At 62.9% G+C, this 19,037-nt stretch carries 11 protein-coding genes; 7 read left to right on the forward strand and 4 right to left on the reverse strand.

Annotated features, from left to right (window positions below; genetic code table 11):
* Window positions 1-58: 58 nt before the first annotated feature.
* Both ABGT79_RS05750 and polA read right to left on the reverse strand, forming a co-directional pair.
* A complete protein-coding gene (locus ABGT79_RS05750; RefSeq protein ID WP_346665388.1) occupies window positions 59-1,963 on the reverse strand; it encodes an ATP-binding cassette domain-containing protein in 1,905 nt (634 codons plus the stop codon).
* A gap of 131 nt (window positions 1,964-2,094) precedes the next feature.
* Complete coding sequence (gene polA, locus ABGT79_RS05755) at window positions 2,095-4,758, reverse strand: DNA polymerase I (RefSeq protein ID WP_346665389.1); 2,664 nt, start codon at window positions 4,756-4,758, stop codon at window positions 2,095-2,097.
* Window positions 4,759-5,029: 271 nt separating this feature from the next.
* Here polA and ABGT79_RS05760 point away from each other — a divergent pair, with 271 nt between their 5' ends.
* From ABGT79_RS05760 to ABGT79_RS05780, 5 genes are all read left to right on the forward strand, one after another.
* Window positions 5,030-7,108, forward strand: a complete 2,079-nt coding sequence (locus ABGT79_RS05760) for a sodium-translocating pyrophosphatase (RefSeq protein ID WP_294484028.1) — start codon at window positions 5,030-5,032, stop codon at window positions 7,106-7,108.
* Window positions 7,109-7,346: 238 nt separating this feature from the next.
* Window positions 7,347-8,519: an MFS transporter gene (locus tag ABGT79_RS05765; protein ID WP_346665390.1), complete on the forward strand. Its 1,173-nt coding sequence runs from the start codon at window positions 7,347-7,349 to the stop codon at window positions 8,517-8,519.
* A 133-nt stretch (window positions 8,520-8,652) separates the two neighbouring features.
* The gene (gene nikR / locus ABGT79_RS05770; RefSeq protein WP_346665391.1) at window positions 8,653-9,102 is read left to right on the forward strand and encodes a nickel-responsive transcriptional regulator NikR; all 450 of its coding nucleotides are present in this window, start codon (window positions 8,653-8,655) and stop codon (window positions 9,100-9,102) included.
* Between the two features lie 9 nt (window positions 9,103-9,111).
* On the forward strand, window positions 9,112-9,939 hold the full coding sequence (gene folE2, locus ABGT79_RS05775; RefSeq protein ID WP_346665392.1) for a GTP cyclohydrolase FolE2: 828 nt from the start codon (window positions 9,112-9,114) through the stop codon (window positions 9,937-9,939).
* Window positions 9,940-10,317: 378 nt separating this feature from the next.
* Entirely contained in the window at window positions 10,318-11,850 is a 1,533-nt protein-coding gene (locus tag ABGT79_RS05780; protein WP_346665393.1) for a sodium/proline symporter, read from the forward strand.
* A gap of 318 nt (window positions 11,851-12,168) precedes the next feature.
* Here ABGT79_RS05780 and ABGT79_RS05785 read toward each other — a convergent pair whose 3' ends face one another.
* On the reverse strand, window positions 12,169-15,627 hold the full coding sequence (locus tag ABGT79_RS05785) for a PEP/pyruvate-binding domain-containing protein (RefSeq protein ID WP_346665394.1): 3,459 nt from the start codon (window positions 15,625-15,627) through the stop codon (window positions 12,169-12,171).
* Window positions 15,628-15,685: 58 nt separating this feature from the next.
* A complete protein-coding gene (gene gap, locus ABGT79_RS05790) occupies window positions 15,686-16,693 on the reverse strand; it encodes a type I glyceraldehyde-3-phosphate dehydrogenase (protein ID WP_346665395.1) in 1,008 nt (335 codons plus the stop codon).
* 457 nt (window positions 16,694-17,150) lie between these two features.
* Here gap and ABGT79_RS05795 point away from each other — a divergent pair, with 457 nt between their 5' ends.
* Together ABGT79_RS05795 and ABGT79_RS05800 are read left to right on the forward strand one after the other, a co-directional pair.
* Window positions 17,151-17,834, forward strand: a complete 684-nt coding sequence (locus ABGT79_RS05795; protein WP_346665396.1) for a response regulator transcription factor — start codon at window positions 17,151-17,153, stop codon at window positions 17,832-17,834.
* A gap of 3 nt (window positions 17,835-17,837) precedes the next feature.
* Window positions 17,838-18,974, forward strand: a complete 1,137-nt coding sequence (locus ABGT79_RS05800) for an ATP-binding protein (protein WP_346665397.1) — start codon at window positions 17,838-17,840, stop codon at window positions 18,972-18,974.
* The last annotated feature ends 63 nt before the right edge of the window (window positions 18,975-19,037 follow it).

Consider the following 19,037-nt stretch of genomic DNA (forward strand, 5'->3'; position numbering starts at 1 on the left):
CTGAAAAAAAGCCCGCGTCGAACGACAACGCGGGCGCATGTTCCGGCGAAATTCCGGGTCAGATTTCCAGTTCCCTGAGCCTTGCCTCTATTTCGTCGCCGCGCTCAAGCAGCGCGAGCTGTTCTTCCTCCACCTGCGGCAGACGGGCAATCTTGGCGTTGAAGGCATCGGGATCGCGGCTGAACAGATCGGGATCGGCCAGCGCCTCTTCCAGCGCCTTCTGTTCCTTTTCCAGCGCGTCGAGCCTCGCGGGCATGTCGGCCTGTTCCTTGAGCAGCGATTCCTGCTCTCGCTGTTCCTTGTAGGAAAGACGCCGCTTCTTCGGCGCGTTTTCCTTCCATGTTTCCCTGGACGAGGAAACCTTCTTCTCCTCCGGCTTCTGGCGCTGACGCAGCCAGTCGGTGTAGCCGCCAACATACTCGCGAACCTTGCCGTCGCCTTCCAGCGCGATGGTGCCGGTAACGAGTTCGTCGAGGAAGGCGCGGTCGTGGCTGACCACGATGACCGTTCCCTTGTAGGAGGCCAGCATTTCTTCCAGCAGTTCCAGCGTTTCGGCGTCGAGATCGTTGGTGGGTTCGTCGAGCACCAGCAGGTTGGAAGGCCGCGTGAACAGCTTGGCAAGCAGCAGACGGTTGCGTTCGCCGCCGGAAAGAAGCCCCACCGGTGTGCGCAGTCTGCTGGAATCAAAGAGAAAATCCTGAAGATAGCTCGCCACGTGACGCGGTTCGCCGTTGATGGTCACTCTGTCGTTGCCTTCGGCCACGTTGTCCATCACGCTCTTCTCGTCGTCCAGCGAGTCGCGGAGCTGATCGAAATAGGCGATCTGCAGTCCCGTGCCGAGGCGCACCGTGCCGGAGGTGGGCGCAAGCTCCCCGAGCAGCACGCGCAGAAACGTGGTCTTGCCCGCGCCGTTGTCGCCGATGAGGCCTATCTTTTCGCCGCGCTGAATGATGACGTTCGCATCTTCAAACACCTTGTAGCCGTCCGGCCAGACAAAGGACACGTTCTTCATCTCGGCCACCAGCTTTCCCGACTTTTCCGCCTCCTGCACGTTGAGCGTGGCCGTGCCCATTCTTTCCCGGCGGGCGGCGCGCTCCTCGCGCATCTTCATGAGCTCGCGCACGCGCCCCATGTTGCGGGTGCGCCGCGCCTTGATGCCCTGGCGTATCCACACTTCCTCCTGCGCGAGTTTCTTGTCGAACGCGGCGTTCTGCATGTCTTCCGCGTGCAGACGCTCCTCGCGGCGCTCAAGGTACGTATCGAAGCCGCAGTCGTAGCTGTAGATCTTGGCTCGGTCGAGCTCCGCCATGCGCGTGGCAAGCCGCCGTACGAAGGCGCGGTCGTGGCTGATGAACACCAGCGTGCGCGACTGCCGGGCCAGATACTCTTCCAGCCAGCTGATGGTGCTGATGTCCAGATGGTTGGTGGGCTCGTCGAGAAGCAGCACGTCCGAGGCGATGAGCGCCCGGGCCAGCGCCACGCGGCGGCGCGTTCCGCCCGAAAGCGTGGAGAAGTCCGCCTCCGGATCCAGCGCGAGACTGTTGATGACGCCGAGCACTTCGCCGTGCCGCTCCCACACCTCGCCGTGTTCCATGACGAGATCCGCCTCTCTGGCCAGATCGGGCGGCAGAAGATCGCGCCTGTCCGACGCGATGAGGTGCGCCGCGGCCAGCAGATGCCCTTCCTTGCCGAGAGCGTCGGCCGTCACGCTGAACACCGAGCCCTTCCAGTGATCGGGCACGGCCTGCTGCACGTAGCCTATGCGCAGCCCCGGTTCCTCGTGACGCTCTCCGGCGTCCAGAGGAAGGCGTCCGGCCAGCACCGACAAAAGCGACGACTTGCCCACGCCGTTGCGGCCCACGATGCAGAGCCTGTCGCCCTGCTCCACGAATATTTCGGTATGATCCAGAAGCTGTCTGTTGCCCAGCGTAAGGCTGGCGTCCTGAATGGAAAGAAGTGCCATGAGATTCTCACAAGTTGCCGGGCCGAAGCCCATACCATCCGCCGCGGCCGATACGAGCCGCGGTCAAAAAAACATGTCCGGCGGCCTTTAGCCGCCCCCTGCGCCCTTGCCCTGCCGGAAAGGCGGCCGGGCTAGTGCGCCTCGCCCCAGTTGCGGCCGACGCCCGCATCCGCCACCAGCGGCACATGCAGATCCAGCCCCCAGGCCGAGGTGTCGGTCATGAGCGAGGCCAGGCGCGAAGCCGCGGCTTCGGCGTTTTCCTCCGGCGCTTCCACAATGAGTTCGTCGTGAATCTGAAGGAGCATTCTCGCCTTCATGCGGCGCAGTTCCCCGTCGTTGTACACGGAGAGCATGGCCAGCTTGATGAGGTCGGCGGCCGAGCCCTGAATGAGGGTGTTCACGGCCTGCCTCTCCGCAAGGGCGCGAGCCTGACCGCTCTGGGAAAGCATGTCCGGCAGAGGACGGCGACGCCCGGAAAGCGTGGTGACGTAGCCGTTTTTGCGGGCCTCCTGCTCCACGGAATCGAAGAATTCCTTGATGTGCGCAAAGCGGGCGAAGTAGCGCTCGATGAACATGCGCGCCTCCGAAAGCGGAATGCCGAGGTCCTGCCCGAGCTTGCGCGCGCCCATGCCGTAGATGAGGCCGAAGTTGATGGTCTTGGCCCTGCGGCGCTGATCCGGGCCTATCTGCGCGGGATCGACGTCGAAGAGCAGCGCGGCCGTGCGGGTGTGGATGTCCTCGCCGTTGCGGAAGGCGGAAAGCAGGGTGGGATCCTGCGAATAGTGGGCGAGCACCCTGAGTTCCACCTGAGAGTAGTCCGCGGAAATGAGCTTCATGCCCGGCCCGGCCGTGAAGCAGGTACGCATGCGCCTGCCGAGATCGCCGCGCACGGGAATGTTCTGCAGATTGGGATTGCTGGAGGAAAGGCGTCCCGTGGCCGTGGCCGTCTGATTGAACGTGGTGTGGATGCGGCTGTCCGGTCCGGCAAGGCGCGGCAGCGGTTCCAGATAGGTGGAACGCATTTTTTCCAGCTTGCGGAATTCGAGCAGGGCGTCCACCACGGGATGCTGCCCGGAAAGCTTTTCGAGCACCGCCTGAGACGTGGAAGCCTGCCCGCCCTTGGTGGACTTGGCCGCCGCAAGGCCCAGCTTCTTGAAAAGAATCTCGCCTATCTGCTGCGCGGAGCGGATGTTGAACTGCTGCCCCGCCTCCTGATAGATGCGTTCGGTCAGCGCGTCGAGCTCGGTCTGCACTTCGTCGAGAAAATCCCTGAGCGCGGCCTTGTCGATGGTGATGCCCGCGTTCTCCATGGACACCAGCACCGGAATGAGCGGCATTTCCATGTCGTGCAGCAGGCGCAGCAGCCCGTCGTGTTCGAGGCGCTTCACCATGTCGTCGTACAGGGAAAGGGCGATGGAGGCCGGGCGTTCCATGGGCAGACCGCTCTTTTCCGCATGACGGGCGGAAAGGCTGGGCCAGCCGTAGTCTCTGTCTTCGGGCGCAAGAAGATAGGCGGCAAGACCGAGATCGAAGCAGCGCGACGGCGAAATGGTGCCCCAGGCCGGATGCGCGTGCAGAAGACGCTTCATGTCCGGCGTCACGACAAGGGAGGCGGCGGAAGCCCAGGCCACGAGCGCCCGGGCGTCGCCGGAATAAAGGCTCTCCTCTACGTCGGAGCCCTTGCGCACGGCCACGCACAGCCCGTGACTCTGCGAACGGTTCACCACGGGCGCAGGCGTGACGGCAACCATGAGCCCGGCGCACACGGGCAGACGCGAGGCGTCCTGCACGTCGTCCATGGCCGGAACGGGCGCGGGTTCGTCGAACAGAGAAAGCTGCCGCGCCGTGCGCGCTCCCGGCGCAACTGCGCCGGAAACATCCTCGGCCTCGCCCTGAAAGGCCACCACGCCCTGACGCATGAGGCTGTCGAGCTCGCGCAGAAGCGAATTCATTTCAAATTCCCGCAGGAAGGTGCGCGCGTGCTGACGATCCAGCGGCTCCACGGCGAGCTCTTCCAGAGGCTGCGCGCAGCAGTCGGTGTGCAGGCGGGTGAGCTCCCGGTACAGGAACATGGCCTCTTCGTTGCCTTCAAGCTTCTTGCGGATGGAGGGCGGCACCTCGGCCATGCGGTCGCGCACGTCCTCAAGGCTGCGGAAGTCGCGGAACAACTTTTCCGCCGTCTTTTCGCCTATGCCCTTCACGCCGGGCACGTTGTCGGAAGTGTCGCCGATAAGCGCCTGCACGTCCGGCCACTGGGAGGGCTCAAGACCGGTTTCCGCGCGGAAGGAATCGAGGGTGAGCAGCTTTTCCTCGCGGGAGGCGGGATCCCACATGACCACCTCCGGCGACAGGCACTGACGCAGATCCTTGTCCATGCCGATGATGACCACGGGCCGCTGCGAACCGTACTTCGCGGCCAGACTCGCGATGCAGTCGTCGGCCTCGCAGCCGTCGGACACCAGCACCTTCATGCCGAGAGCCCGCACCAGATTCTGCAGGGGCTCTATCTGCATGACGAGCCCTTCTGGCGCCGAAGGACGGTTGGCCTTGTAGGCCGGAAAGATGTCGTGCCTGAAATGCTTGCCGTGACCGTCCATGATGAAGACGAAATGCTTCGGCCTCTCCTCGCGCAGCAGCTTGAGCAGCACGCGCCCCACGATGTGCAGCGCGCCCGTGGGAAAGCCGTCGGAACGGGACATGCTGGAATTGGCAAAAAATCCCCGGAAGAGGAAGGCATTTCCGTCCATCACGTAAAGGGGTTCTTTGGTAAAGCCGAGGCGCTGCTTCAATGACATGGCGTGCTCCTGAAAAAAGGTCTTCCGCATCCTAGCCTGATGCGCAGGCCGCCGCAAGTGGCGCGTTTTCGTCAGAAAAGCAAGGCGATTTGCGCCGCGCCGCGCGCGTTTTCAGCCGTGCGGGCACCAGAGATCGCAGGGGGCAAGGCTTGTCATCGGCAGGGAATTTTTATATCGTTGACGTTCCTTTAATAAGGGGAGCAACGGACAGGAACGCCTGCCCGTCCATGTTTCGGTTTTTCCACTTTCAGCCTACCTGTCGGGGGTATGTATGACTTTCATTTCTCTGGTAATCGTCTTCGCGTGTGCGGCCTTTGCGCTGTACTACGCCTTCAAGACGGCCAAAAACATCCTCGCCGCCTCCACCGGCAATGAGGATATGCAGCGTATTGCCGGCGCCATTCAGGAAGGCGCTCAGGCGTACCTCAAGCGTCAGTACCGCACCATCGCCATCGTGGGCGTGGTTGTCGCCGTGCTGCTGCTTCTGACCATGTCCTTCCTCACCGCTCTCGGCTTCGTTCTCGGAGCCGTGCTTTCCGGCCTCGCCGGCTTCATCGGCATGAACGTGTCCGTACGCGCCAACGTGCGCACCGCCGCCGCTGCGGAACAGGGCATGGTTCCCGCGCTGAACATTTCCTTCCAGTCCGGCGCCATCACCGGCATGCTCGTGGTCGGCCTCGGCCTGCTCGGCGTGTCCGTGTACTACGCTCTGCTCGCCATCTTCGGCGTTCCCACCGAAAACATCATGCAGGCCCTCGTGGCCCTGTCCTTCGGCGCTTCCCTCATTTCCATCTTCGCCCGTCTCGGCGGCGGCATCTTCACCAAGGGCGCCGACGTCGGCGCCGACCTCGTGGGCAAGGTGGAAGCCGGCATTCCTGAAGACGACCCCCGCAACCCCGCCGTCATCGCCGACAACGTGGGCGACAACGTCGGCGACTGCGCCGGCATGGCCGCCGACCTCTTTGAAACCTACGCCGTCACCGTGGTGGCCACCATGCTGCTCGCCTCCATCTTCTTCGACGGCGCGCTCCAGACCAAGATGATGATGTTCCCCCTGCTCATCAGCGGCGTGTGCATCATCGCTTCCGTGCTCGGCACCTTCTTCGTCAAGCTCGGCGACGACCGCAAGATCATGCGCGCTCTGTACAAGGGCCTCATCGCCACGGCCGTCATCTCCGCCGTGCTCATCGCCCTCGTCACCATGTTCGTGTTCTGGCACGAAGGCGACATGACCATTCAGGGCATCAGCTTCAACGGCTTCAGCCTGCTGCTGTGCAGCCTCACCGGCCTCGTCGTCACCGGCCTCATCGTGCTCGTCACCGAGTACTACACCTCCACCTCCTATCGCCCCGTGCGCAGCATTTCCAAGGCGTCCACCACCGGTCACGGCACCAACGTGATCCAGGGCCTCGCCGTATCCATGGAAGCCTGCGCCGCGCCCGTCGTCATCATCTGCGCGGGCATCCTCTTCGCCTACACCCAGGCCGGTCTGTTCGGCATCTCCCTTGCCGCCACCACCATGCTCGCCCTCGCCGGCATGATCGTCGCCCTCGACGCCTACGGCCCCGTGACCGACAACGCCGGCGGCATCGCCGAAATGTCCGGTCTGCCTGAAGACATCCGCGAAACCACCGACGCCCTCGACGCCGTGGGCAACACCACCAAGGCCGTCACCAAGGGCTACGCCATCGGCTCCGCCGCTCTGGCCGCCCTCGTGCTCTTCGCTTCCTACACCGAAGACCTGAGCCGCTACTTCCCCAACCTCGACGTGACCTTCGCCCTTCAGGATCCCTACGTGCTGGTCGGTCTGTTCATCGGCGGCCTGCTCCCCTACCTGTTCGGCTCCATGGGCATGAAGGCCGTGGGCCGCGCCGGTGCCGCCGTCGTGGTTGAAGTGCGCCGTCAGTTCCACAACATTCCCGGCATCATGGAAGGCACCGGCAAGCCCGATTACAGCGCCTGCGTGGACATGCTCACCCGCTCCGCCATCAAGGAAATGATCGTGCCTTCCCTGCTGCCCGTGCTCGCCCCCGTGGTCGTGTACTACGTCATCAAGGCCTGCGGCGGACAGGCTGCCGCCTTCGCCTCCCTCGGCGCCATGCTCATGGGCACCATCGTCACCGGTCTGTTCGTGGCCATCTCCATGACCTCCGGCGGCGGCGCGTGGGACAACGCCAAGAAGTACATCGAAGAAGGCAACTTCGGCGGCAAGGGCTCCGAAGCCCACAAGGCCGCCGTGACCGGCGACACCGTCGGCGACCCCTACAAGGACACCGCCGGCCCCGCCGTCAACCCCATGATCAAGATCATCAACATCGTTGCCCTGCTTCTCCTGCAGGCCCTTGCCTAAACGTTGAACGGGGGCGGATCTTCCGCCCCCGAGCGCAAAAGAGAAAGCCGCGGCCCGTCCGCGGCTTTCTCTTTTGCGCTCTCGCCCCTCAAAATAAAAAAAGACACATCATTTTTTGCTGTTTCACGCCGCCTGCGCCGGGCCCGCACCTCTGCCCCCTCCCGCCGCAAAGGCGCGCTCCAAAACATCCGCCGCCTCTTTGCGGCCTGCGCTGCTGCGCCAACATCCAAGGAGTCCCATGAAAGCCATCGTTTCCAGCGTGTCAGGCAATACGCGCATGTATTTCTTCCTCTTTCTGCTCACTCTGGGCAGCACGATAGGCCTTCAGGGCTCATCCCTCCTCTACACCAACTACGCCGTGGAAGTCGGCGGCTTTTCCGCCGCGGACAACGGCTTCGTCGTGGCCCTGCGCGAAGTGCCGGGATTTCTCTGCTTTCTCGTGGTGCCGCTCATGCTCGTCATGCGAGAGCACAGGCTCTGCGTGCTCTCCGTCGTCGTCTGCGGCGTGGGCACGGCCGTCATCGGCATGTTCTCCTCCTTCTGGGGCATCGCGGGCGCGGTGTTCGTCATGTCGGCGGGCTATCACTTCTTCGAGACCATCAATCAGTCGCTCATGATCCAGTACTACGACCTCGCCAGCACTCCCCTGATCATGGGCCGCATGCGCGGTCTCGCCGCAGGCGGCAGTCTCGCCGTCTCGCTGCTCGTCTTCTTCGGCTCCGGGCATCTTTCCTACGAAGCCATGTTCGCGCTCATGGGCGCGGTCGTCGTGGCCCTCGGAGCGGCATGCCTCTTCTTCGATCCGTCCAGCCCCAGAGTCGCCCCCCAGAAAAAAGGCATGGTCTTCTGCTCGCGCTACTGGCTCTTCTACGCCCTTACCCTGCTCATGGGCGGCCGCAGGCAGATCTTCACCGTCTTCTCCCTCTTTCTGCTCGTGGAAAAATTCGGATTCTCCGTGCGCACGGTGGCCATCCTCTACATGGTGAACTACGCGGTGAACTGGTTCTTCAATCCCCTCATCGGCCGCATCATCAACCGCATCGGCGAACGCCGCCTCCTCACCATCGAATACACCTCCGCCTTCTTCATCTTTCTCGGCTACGCCTGGACCGACAGCGCCTGGCTTGCCGGCATCATGTACGTGCTCGACAGTCTGACCTTCAACTTCGCCATAGCCGTGCGCACCTTCTTCCAGAAAATCGCCGATCCCTCCGACGTGGCCCCCAGCATGGGCCTTGCCCAGACCATCAACCACATCGCCGCCGTGCTCATTCCGCCTCTCGGCGGCTGGCTGTGGGTGACCTTCGGCTATCAGCTGCCCTTCTACTGCGGCATGGGACTCACGGTGCTCTCCCTGCTGCTCATCCAGTTCATGGACAGGGAAATAGCCCAGGCCAGAAGCAGAGCCTGACCCGGTTCCGCGAGGCCCCGCCCGAAACAAAGCCCGCGCGGGCAAAGAACTCGCGCCGACGCGCCGTTCATAAACGCTTGAGGCTCAGGCCGCGCTGGTGTACGCTCCAAAAAGCATTCAACCGGGAGAAAACATGAGCGAAGTGGTACGTTTTGGAGTTTCGCTGGAGCGCGACCTGCTCACGGCCTTTGACCGTCACAGCGAGCGCAAGGGTTTTGCCAACCGTTCCGAGGCGCTGCGTCACTGCATACGCCGCGAGCTGTCGGAGGAAATCGTTTCCGATCCCGACGCGCCCGTGGCCGGCGTGCTCACGCTGGTGTACGATCATCACGACAACGACCTGCCCGGCCGTCTCACCTCCCTGCAGCACGAAGCGCACGGCATGGTGCTCGCTACCATGCACGTGCATCTCGACGAACATCACTGTCTGGAAACCATGGCCCTGCGCGGGCCCGCCGCAGCCGTGAACGAACTGGCCGACAGGCTCCGCTCCTCGCGCGGCGTGCTGCAGAGCTCCTGCGCCCTCACCGCCATCGAAGCCGCGCCCGAACACCATGTCTTCCACGACCATGCCCATAAATAAGGATCACGCATGAGCACAATTTCGGAATCCGGCGCGCCTCTCAAGGACGTACAGAACAGCCCCTCCACCGTGGCGCTCGACATCGACCGCGTCGGCGTCAAACACGTGGAGCTGCCCCTGGTGGTGAAGGACAGAGACAAGGGCCGTCAGCACACCGTGGCGAGCGTCGACATGGGAGTCGATCTTCCGGCCGCCTACAAGGGCACGCACATGAGCCGCTTTGTAGAGGCTCTGGAAAACTGGCGCGAGGCCAGCGCCGAAGAGCTGGACTACACGTCCATGAAGCGCCTGCTTTCCGACGTGCTCACCCGCCTGAACGCCCACAGAGCCTACGCAAGGTTCAGCTTTCCCTATTTCCGCACCCGCCGCGCGCCCGTTTCCGGGCAGGCCGCGCCCGTGCGCTATCGGTGCCGCCTTACCGGCGAACTGGAACAGGGACAGGAAGGCCCCCGCTTTCTGCTGGAGCTCGAAGTGCCCGTGACCACCGTGTGCCCCTGCTCCAAGGCCATCAGCCGCGCCGGAGCCCACGGACAGCGCGCCCTGGTGCGCATGGGCATTCGCATGAGCCGCTTCGAGTGGCTGGAAGGCTTCATCGACATCGCCGAGGAATCCGGTTCCGCGCCCATCTACACGCTGCTGAAAAGACCCGATGAAAAATTCGTGACCGAGCAGGCCTACGACAACGCCCTCTTCGTGGAAGACGTGGTGCGCAACGTGGCCACCAAGCTCGAACAGCACGCCCACGTCACCTGGTTTTGCGTGGAAGTCGAAAGCGAGGAATCCATTCACGGCCACAACGCCTTTGCAAGCATAGAGCGCTCCGTAACCAGAGCCTGAACCCCCTCTCTCGCAAAAAGACGCAGGGGAATTTTTTTGATTTTATTTTTTTAAAAAACGGACTATGCTCCCATAAAACGGCATTTCCACAACCTCTCCTCAACGAGGCGTCCCATGAGAACCTGTCACGCACACAAGTCAGCCGGCGGCGGTCTGATCCCGCCATGGCGTCGTCATGCGTCTGAAAGCGTTCTCCTTCTGCACGGCTTCTCCGTCCGGCAGCCCCGCTGAGGCTTCGTCGCCGATTTCTCATCCGGGCCCCTTCCGCCGGCGGCCCGTCCCTTTCAGAAGCAGCGCCCTCTCTTCCGCCCCTTGTCCCGGTCTGCGGCCGGGCTCTCCGGCAATATGCCGACACTTCCTTTTCCCCGAGTATCTACCGTGAGCGACTATCAGATCTTCATATACATCGCCATTGCCATTTATCTGCTTCTCATGCTCTACATCGGCATCATCTGCGCCAAACGCAACAGCAACGCCCATGAATACTATCTGGGCGGCCGCAAAATGGGGCCCATCGTCACCGCCATGAGCGCGGAAGCCTCCGACATGTCCTCCTGGCTGCTCATGGGCCTGCCGGGACTCGCCCTGTTCACCGGCATCGCCGAACCTGGATGGACCGCCATCGGCCTGGCCATCGGCACCTATCTGAACTGGCTCATCGTGGCGCGCCGCCTGCGCGTGTACAGCGAAAAAATCCACGCCATCACCATTCCCGACTTCTTCGCCCGCCGCTTCCATGACTCCAGCAGTCTGCTCGTCGGCATCTCGGCGCTCATCATCGTCATTTTTTTCATTCCCTACACCGCCGCCGGCTTCGCTTCCTGCGGCAAGCTCTTCTCCACGCTCTGCGGCCTCGACTACGTGACGGGCATGCTCATCGGCACCGTGGTCATCGCAGGCTACACCATCCTCGGCGGATTCCTGGCCGCATCCATGACCGACCTTGTGCAGTCCATCATCATGACGCTCGCGCTGTTCATCATCGTGGCCTTCGGCATCCACATGGCCGGCGGCTGGGACGCCGTGAAGACCGCCGCCAGCCTCGAAGGCTACATCAGCCTCACCCACGCCACCAACGTGGTGACGCATGAAATTTCGGAATACGGCACCCTCACCATCTTCTCCACCCTGGCCTGGGGCCTCGGCTACTTCGGCATGCCCCACATCCTGCTGCGCTTCATGGCCATCCGCGACGAAAACGAAATCGCCATCTCCCGCCGCATCGGCTCCACCTGGGTGGTCATCGCCATGGGCTGCGCCATCTTCATCGGCGTCATCGGCTACGCCATGATTCAGGCCGGAGCCCTCGCCCCCTATCAGACCGGCTCCGACGCCGAAACCATCATCATCAAGATCAGCGGCCTGCTCAGCTCCTTCGGCGTCGTGCCCGCGTTCATGGCCGGCCTCGTGCTCGCCGGCATTCTGGCCAGCACCATGTCCACGGCGTCCGGTCAGCTCCTCGCCGCAGCCTCCAGCGTGTCGGAAAACCTCTTCAAGGGCGTGTTCCACATCCAGATGACCGACCGCTCCACCATGCTTTCGGCCCGCGGCACCGTGCTCCTCATTTCCATCATCGGCACCGTCATCGCCTGCGATCCGGAAAGCTCCATCTTCCAGATCGTGTCCTTCGCCTGGGCGGGCTTCGGCGCGTCCTTCGGCCCGGTCATGCTCTTCGCCCTGTTCTGGCGACGCTGCAACCGCTGGGGCGCGCTCTCCGGCATGGCCGCCGGCGGCGTCATGGTCTTCGTGTGGAAATACCTCGTCAAGCCTCTCGGCGGCGTGTGGGGCATCTATGAACTGCTGCCCGCCTTCCTCGTGGCCTGCGCCGTCATCGTGGTGGTAAGCCTGCTCACCGCCAAGCCCGACGAAAACATGCTCAAGGACTTCGACGCCGTGAACAACGCGAAGTAACGATCCTCAAATCGGTATCAAGGAAGGGCCGCCGGATATATCCGACGGCCCTTTTCTTTCATTCTCCGGGCAAGTTTTTCGGGTGCGCAACACGCTGCCCGATCTTTCCCGATTCGAGCAAGGACACCCGCTCAGAACGCTTTTCCGCCCTTCCGGCAAGACAACAGAAAGCCGACCCCCGGGAGCAGAGGTCGGCCGTCTGAGAAGGCGGGAGAAACGCCGATGCCCGCCGTGGTGCGGAGCCGTTTGCGCCTTGCGGCGCAGCGCCTGCTCCAGGCGCTCGGGCGGAGCGCGAACGCCCCGCCCGGACAGGATTCCTTATTCAGCGGCAAACTTTTCGCGCTGAACTCTCATGGCCTCGGCCTGCTCTTCCCAGCTGGAGAAGCCTGCCTGCTGGAGGGCATCGAACACGGTGGCGTCCCAGTCCCAGGAGGCGTAGGTCACGGGCTTGTGGAACGTGCGGCGGAACTCGGCCAGCTTATGACGGGCGTCGTGTTCAAACGGCGTGCTGAAGCAGGCGGAAAGTTCCTTGTGAAGGCGGCCCACCTCTTCGTCGTACCAGGCGCGGATGGCCGCAGGTTCCGTGAGCTTGGCGGCTTCCTCGTAGCCGTGCTTTTCCAGCAGCGCGCGCAGCTTGGCGGTATGCTGCCTGCCCAGCCATGCGCCGAGGCCGGACGTGGGAATGTTTTCCGCTTCCACGGCGGCGAAGTCGGCCTTGGTGCGCATGTAGGTGTCGGGCACCACGGAGGCGGACACAATGCCCGCAATGGCCACCATGCCGCGCAGAATGACGCTGTTGGCCACGCCCTGACCGCAGAAGCCCACCTTCTTGCAGAACTTCTGACCGGTGAAGATGGTGGTCAGAATGGCCCAGATGACGGCCGGATCCTCTTCGTCGTAAATGTGCGAGAGTTCCGCGTTGTCGCGGTCGGTGGCGAGCACCATCTGCGTCATGTCGTTGGAGCCGATGGAGAAGCCGTCGAACTCGCTGATGAACTGCCGCGCCAGAATGGCGTTGGAAGGCAGTTCGGACATGAGCAGAATCTTGAGTCCGTCTTCGCCGCTGCGCAGACCGTGAACGTCGGCCAGATAGGAGCGCATGGAGCGGGCCTGTTCCAGCGTGCGCACGAAGGGCAGCATGAGCATGAGGTTCGTGCCGCCGTAGAGCGTGCGGGCGCGCTTGAAGGCCTCGATTTCCCAGTCGTGAATGTCTCGGGAAACGCCGCGATAGCCGAGCATGGGGTTGTCTTCGTTGTGCTCGAACAGGCAACCGCCGAGCAGGTTGCGGTATTCGTTGCTCTTGAAGTCCGTGGTACGGTACACGATGTCCTTGCCGTAGAAGGCCATGGCGAACAGGGCAAGGTTGCGGCCGAGCGTGCGGATGTAGTGATCGCGGCCGCTCACGTGGCCGTTGGTCACGATGAGCTGCTCAATCTTTTCTGGAATGCTGCGCACTTCCTCGATTTCCTTGCCGAGGCGGGTGCGGGCGGCCACGCTGCGGCGAATGGTGCCTATGCGCATGAGCACTTCCTGCACGAGAGGCTTCTTGGAGGCCGCGGCCATGGCGGCCTTCACGTCTTCCTCGGTCACGGTCGATCCGGGTTCGTCCGCGCCCATGACCAGGCGTATGTGCGTGCGCAGATCGTCGGAGGTCTGGAGCGTTTCGCGGTTCATTTCCGCGCGCTGCATGTACTCGGCCATGAGGGCTTCGGCGCGGGGCACGCTGGAGGTGTTGGCGTAAAGCGAGGCCATGTCCATGAGCTGCACCACGTAGGGCTTGAGCTGCACTTCGGCAAAGGGCGCAGGCACCTGCCCCACGGCTATCTGCTCGGAAACGCGGCGGCTGACCTGATCTTCCAGGTCCGCGAGACGCCGTTCCACAAAGCCTTCCAGGGTGCCGTTGTCATAGGCTTCCAGGGCGGCGGGATGCGCGCCTATGTTGCCCAGCATGAATTCCGCGCGCAGCAGGCCCACTTCAAAGTCAGGCACGTCGCGCAGGCGGGAGAGGAACAGCGCCTGATTCACGTCGGCAAGCACGATGCCCACGTGCGTGCGGGTCTTGGGCAGTTTGGAAATGTCCAGTTCGCCGCCCACGTCGCACAGAGGCAGCAGGCCGCGATAGACGAGGCCGCGCGTGCCGTCCACGGTGACGGGCATGCCGTCCATGGCGCGCATGGCGAGCGGATTCTGCACGCCGATGACCGCGGCAATGCCGAGCTCGCGGGAGGTGATGGCCGCATGGCTGGTGTCGCCGCCCACGTTGGCGATGATGGCGGAAGCCACGCGCATGCCGGGCACCATGTCGGGATCGGTGCGTTCGGCGGCAAGGATGTCGCCGGGATGAATGCGGTTCAGTTCCAGAGCGGAGCGCAGGAAGCGCACCGTGCCCTGACCTGCGCCGCGCGACGCGCCGTTGCCGGAAAGCAGCACTTCGCCCTTGGCCGCGGCGTCGGGCAGCACTTCCTTGCGGCGCATGAAAATGGTGTGGGGATGTTCGTCGAGTTCGGCGTTCCAGCGGGTTTCGGGTCGGGCCTGCACGAACCAGAGGCGCTGCTTGTCGTCGATGCAGAACTCGGTGTCCATGATGATGCCGCCGTAGGCCTTGCTGATGGCGCGCACGCCTTGCGCCACTTCGATGGGCTGATTCTCGCCGAGCGCCCACTGATTCACTTCGTCCGCGGGCACGGGTTCGATGTGCGTGCCGTCGTCGCCTTCATTGTACACCATGCGCACGGTCTTGCGGCCCATGAAGCGCAGAACCACGTCGGTGCCGTCGTCGCGCTGGAACACGTAGAACTTGTCGGGCGTGACCATGCCGCCCACGATGGATTCGCCGAGGCCGTAGCTGGAGTCGATGCTCACAAGGTCGTTGCGGGAGGTGCCGCGGCAGCCGGTGGCGGTGTCGGCGGAAAAGGCGGTGCCGGCCACCACGGGGCGGATCATGCGCATGATGCACACCGAAAGCGCGGTGTTTTCAATGGCCCATTCCTTGCGGGCGCTTTCCGCAATGGAGGGATCGCCTTCCTTTTCGGCATGCGCCACGGCGTCGAGAATGGCCTCGCGGCGATAGGTCATGGAACGCAGATTGTAGGCCGAGGCGCAGTCCCAGAGATAGGCTTCGGCCACGGCGTCCTCGCCGGTGATGTTCAGGAAGGTGTCCTGCAGGCCGGCGAAAGCCTTCTTGCGGGAATCCTCGCCCGCGGCGGACGAACGCACGGCCACGGGGAATTCTCCCTCGCCGGCCTCGTCGCACATGTCGCGGTAGGCGCGGCGCACGGCCTCGTCCACTTCGGCGGGCAGAGTGATGGAAAGAATGGCGGCCTGCACCAGCATGGAGCGGCGGCGGAGCTGGTCGATGTTCTCCTGCGATTCCGCAAAGCCGTGAACCACCTGATTGATGAAGTCGCGCAGACAGGTGCTGGCGCTCTTGCCCGCGCCGCGTTCGCGAATTTCCGCGGCCGCCCTGCGCACGAAGGTGCTGAAGAACGTGTGATCGGAAGCCACGGCGGGAGAAGCCCAGTCCACCTCGGCCATGGCCGTGTCCACCACTTCGTACACCAGGGAGGCGTTCACGCGGCTCTCATCGAGCACCACATGGAAGGCCGTGGCGGGAATGGCGCGGAACTGCGGCGTGCGTATGCCTTCCACGCGGCTGATGAGCGCGGTGTTGTAGTTTTTGCCGCCCACCAGCATTTCGGCGGATTCGCCCATGCGGACGATGTCCGCGCCGGTCATAATAAAACGGGAACCAGTTTCGTTCATGGTATCCATGCTCATAAAGGCCTCTTGTCGTGTTTTCGGGGAAGCGCCCCGCTGACGTTCGGGATGATTGCCGCTACGCTTCCAGATGGGAAGCCACAAGGCGGATCAGACGTCCGAGCTGATGGGTGAAGCCGGATTCGTTGTCGTACCAGACCACGATTTTGAGCATGGTCTTGTTCATGACCGTAGTGAAGGAGGCGTCGATGGTGCCGCCGTGGGTGTCGCCCACGTAGTCGATGGAGACCAGCGGCTCGTCGCAGTAGCCGAGCGCCTCGTAGAGCCAGGTTTCGGAAGCGTACTTGAGGGCGGCGTTGACTTCCTGCGCGGTGACTTCCGTCTTGAGTTCGCAGGTGAAGTCCACCAGCGAGACGTCGGGCGTGGGCACGCGCAGCGCGCCGCCGTTGAGCAGGCCCTTGAGTTCGGGAATGACCAGTCCCACGGCGGCCGCGGCGCCCGTGGTGGTGGGAATGATGGAAAGTCCCGCCGCGCGGCCGCGACGCAGATCCTTCTGCGTGCCGTCGAGCAGACGCTGACTCATGGTGTAGGAATGGATGGTGGTCATGAGACCGTGCAGGATGCCGAATTCGTTGTGCAGCACCTTGACGGCCGGAGCCAGGCAGTTGGTGGTGCAGGACGCGGCGGAAATGACGTCGTGTCTGGCCGGATCGTAGATGTCCTGATTCACGCCCATGACTATGGTGGCGTCGGCGTCGTTGCAGGGCGCGGAAATGATGACCTTCTTCGCGCCGCAGTTCATGTGCAGGGCCAGAAGATCGCGCTTTCTGAGGGTGCCCGAGGTGTCCACCACGATATCGACGCCGTAGTCGCCCCACTTCCATTCACCCTTGTCGCAACGGGTGATGGCGATTTCACGGCCGTCGAGGCGCAGACCGTTTTCCGTGGATTCCACCTTGCCGGGGAAGCGGCCATGAACGGAATCATACTTGAGCAGGTACGCCATTTCCTCGTTGCTCGCGCGGTGACCGTTGATGACGGCCACTTCACACTGAGGGAACAGGTGCATGACACGAAGCAGATATCTGCCGATGCGCCCAAAACCGTTGATGCCAATCCTTATCATGAGGGAATCCTTTTTTTGACGGCCATGAGGCGACCTGACGCCTCCCCGACTTTCGGAGAGGCCTTGCGCGGCGGCCTTATGGAGCAACCTTACAGAAAACCCGTGACCGCAGCGCGGCAGAATCATGGCAGTTGCGTGACAGTATGTCCTGCAACGGAACGGTTAAAACAGAATCGACCCGGGACGGAAAGGAAGATCCCGGGTCGATTCCATCCGGCCTCCTGCGGGTGTGGAGCCGGCGCTGCCGCACGCTCCGTTGCCACAAGAAGCATGAGGCCCATTCTGTTCTCTGAGGTTTGGCTGTTCCCTCATGAAAAGGCATCGTAGAGAATTCGAGTGTCCGTCTTAGGGCAGTTATGTGTCAATTGTGTGACAGCCTTCTCTTTTTTATAAAAATGTGGCATTCTCCCCAAAAATGGCTGCCGACAGCCTTTATTTGCTGAATATTGGGGAAATCATGAGCGAAAGCCTCATTCTCGTCGTGGACGACGAACAGGACATACGCGATCTGCTGGTGTTCAATCTCAAACGCGAGGGCTACGCCACGCTGGAAGCGGCCGACGGCTGCACCGCTCTGGAACTGGCGCGATCCCGCAGACCCGCACTCATTCTTCTGGACGTCATGCTGCCGCGCATGGACGGCCTTGCCGTCTGCCGCGAACTCGGCAAGGACAGAAGCACGGAACACATCCCCATCATCATGCTCACGGCCCGCGGCGACGACGTGGACCGCATCGTGGGCTTTGAACTCGGCGCCGACGACTACGTGGTCAAGCCCTTCAACACGCGGGAACTCATGCTGCGCATCCGGGCCATGCTGCGCCGGCGATCCACGCAGGAAAACGACGATCCGCTGCTGCGCTGCGACGGCGTGTGCCTGGATCCGCAGGCCCACAAGGTCACCGTGAACGACAAGCCCGTGGAACTCACGGCCATTCAGTTCTGCCTGCTGCAGGATCTCATGCAGAATCCCGGCTGCGTGCGCTCCCGCGAGGAACTCCTCAGTTCCGTGTGGGACTATCAGTTCGACGGCTACGACAGAACCGTGGACACCCACATCAAACGCCTGCGCGCCCGTCTCGGCGAAGCCGCCGACATCATCGAAACCGTGCGCGGCATCGGTTACCGCTGCAAGGGATAACGCATGAAAGCCCCGTCCATCGTTCCCAACCGGGAATCCTGCTTCACCGATCTCACGGCCGCCGACGACGCCCAGAGCGACGCCTCGAAAAAACAGGAAACCTCCGCGTCGTTCGACAGCATTCTCGACAGCCTCGACGAAGGCGTGCTCATTCTGGACAAGCAGGGCGTCGTGCTCAAGGCCAATCCTTCGTTCTGCCAGCTCTTCACCACCAGCGCCGTGGGCATGCCCGCCTCCGCCGTGGTTCCCGGCTCCACATTCCGGGAAATGCTCGACGCCTTCCTGCACGACTTTCTGCCCACGCCGCACGCCTCCCCCGCCTTCCGCATCACGCTGGAAAAGGACGTCATTCTCAGCGTGCGCATTACGCCGCTCAAAAGCCGCGACAGCCTCTTCACCTGCGAAACCGCGCCCTACGCCGTAGTGGTGTTCCACAACATCAGCGATCTTGTGCGCATGAGCAGAAGACGCCGCGAATTCATGGGCGAAGTGGCGCACGAACTGCGCACCCCTCTGACGACCATCATCGGCTTTGCCGAAACCATACTTGATCTGCCGCCCCATCACACGGAAGACAGACAGAAGTTCACGAGCACCATTCTGCGCAACGCCCGTCACATGGCGCTGCTCGTGGAAGACATGCTGCGACTCTCCAAACTGGAAAGCGGCACCGTACCCCTTCAGCTCACCTGCGTACGCGCCGCCTTCGTGCTGGAAGACGCGCTCGACGCCTGCCTGCCCCATCTGGAAGCAAAAAATCTGACGACCGACATTCACATCGACCGGAGCATGAACATCCGGGCCGACGCCCACTACATCACGCAGGTGTTCCGCAATCTGCTGGAAAACGCCTGCCGCTACGCTCCGGAAGGCAGCGCCATCACCATTACGGGCGAGCCCTCGCCGTTTGAATCCATGGCGGTGTTCACGGTGTCCGATCAGGGGCCCGGCATTCCGGCCGAAGACTGCGAGCGCATTTTCGAGCGCTTCTACCGCGTGGAAAAGGAACGGGTCTCGCCCTCGTCCACCGGACTCGGCCTTGCCATCTGCAAGCACATCGTGGAAAGACACGGCGGCATGATCCGCGCCGAAAAAGGCCCCGGCGGCATGTTTCTCTTCACCGTGCCTCTGGCGCAATAGTCCGCGCGTCCTTCCCGCGGGAAATGACGTCCGCGGTGTTGACATCCCCCATGAAAACCCATA

It is taken from the genome of uncultured Mailhella sp., assembly GCF_963931295.1.
In the GTDB taxonomy this organism is placed as follows: domain Bacteria; phylum Desulfobacterota; class Desulfovibrionia; order Desulfovibrionales; family Desulfovibrionaceae; genus Mailhella.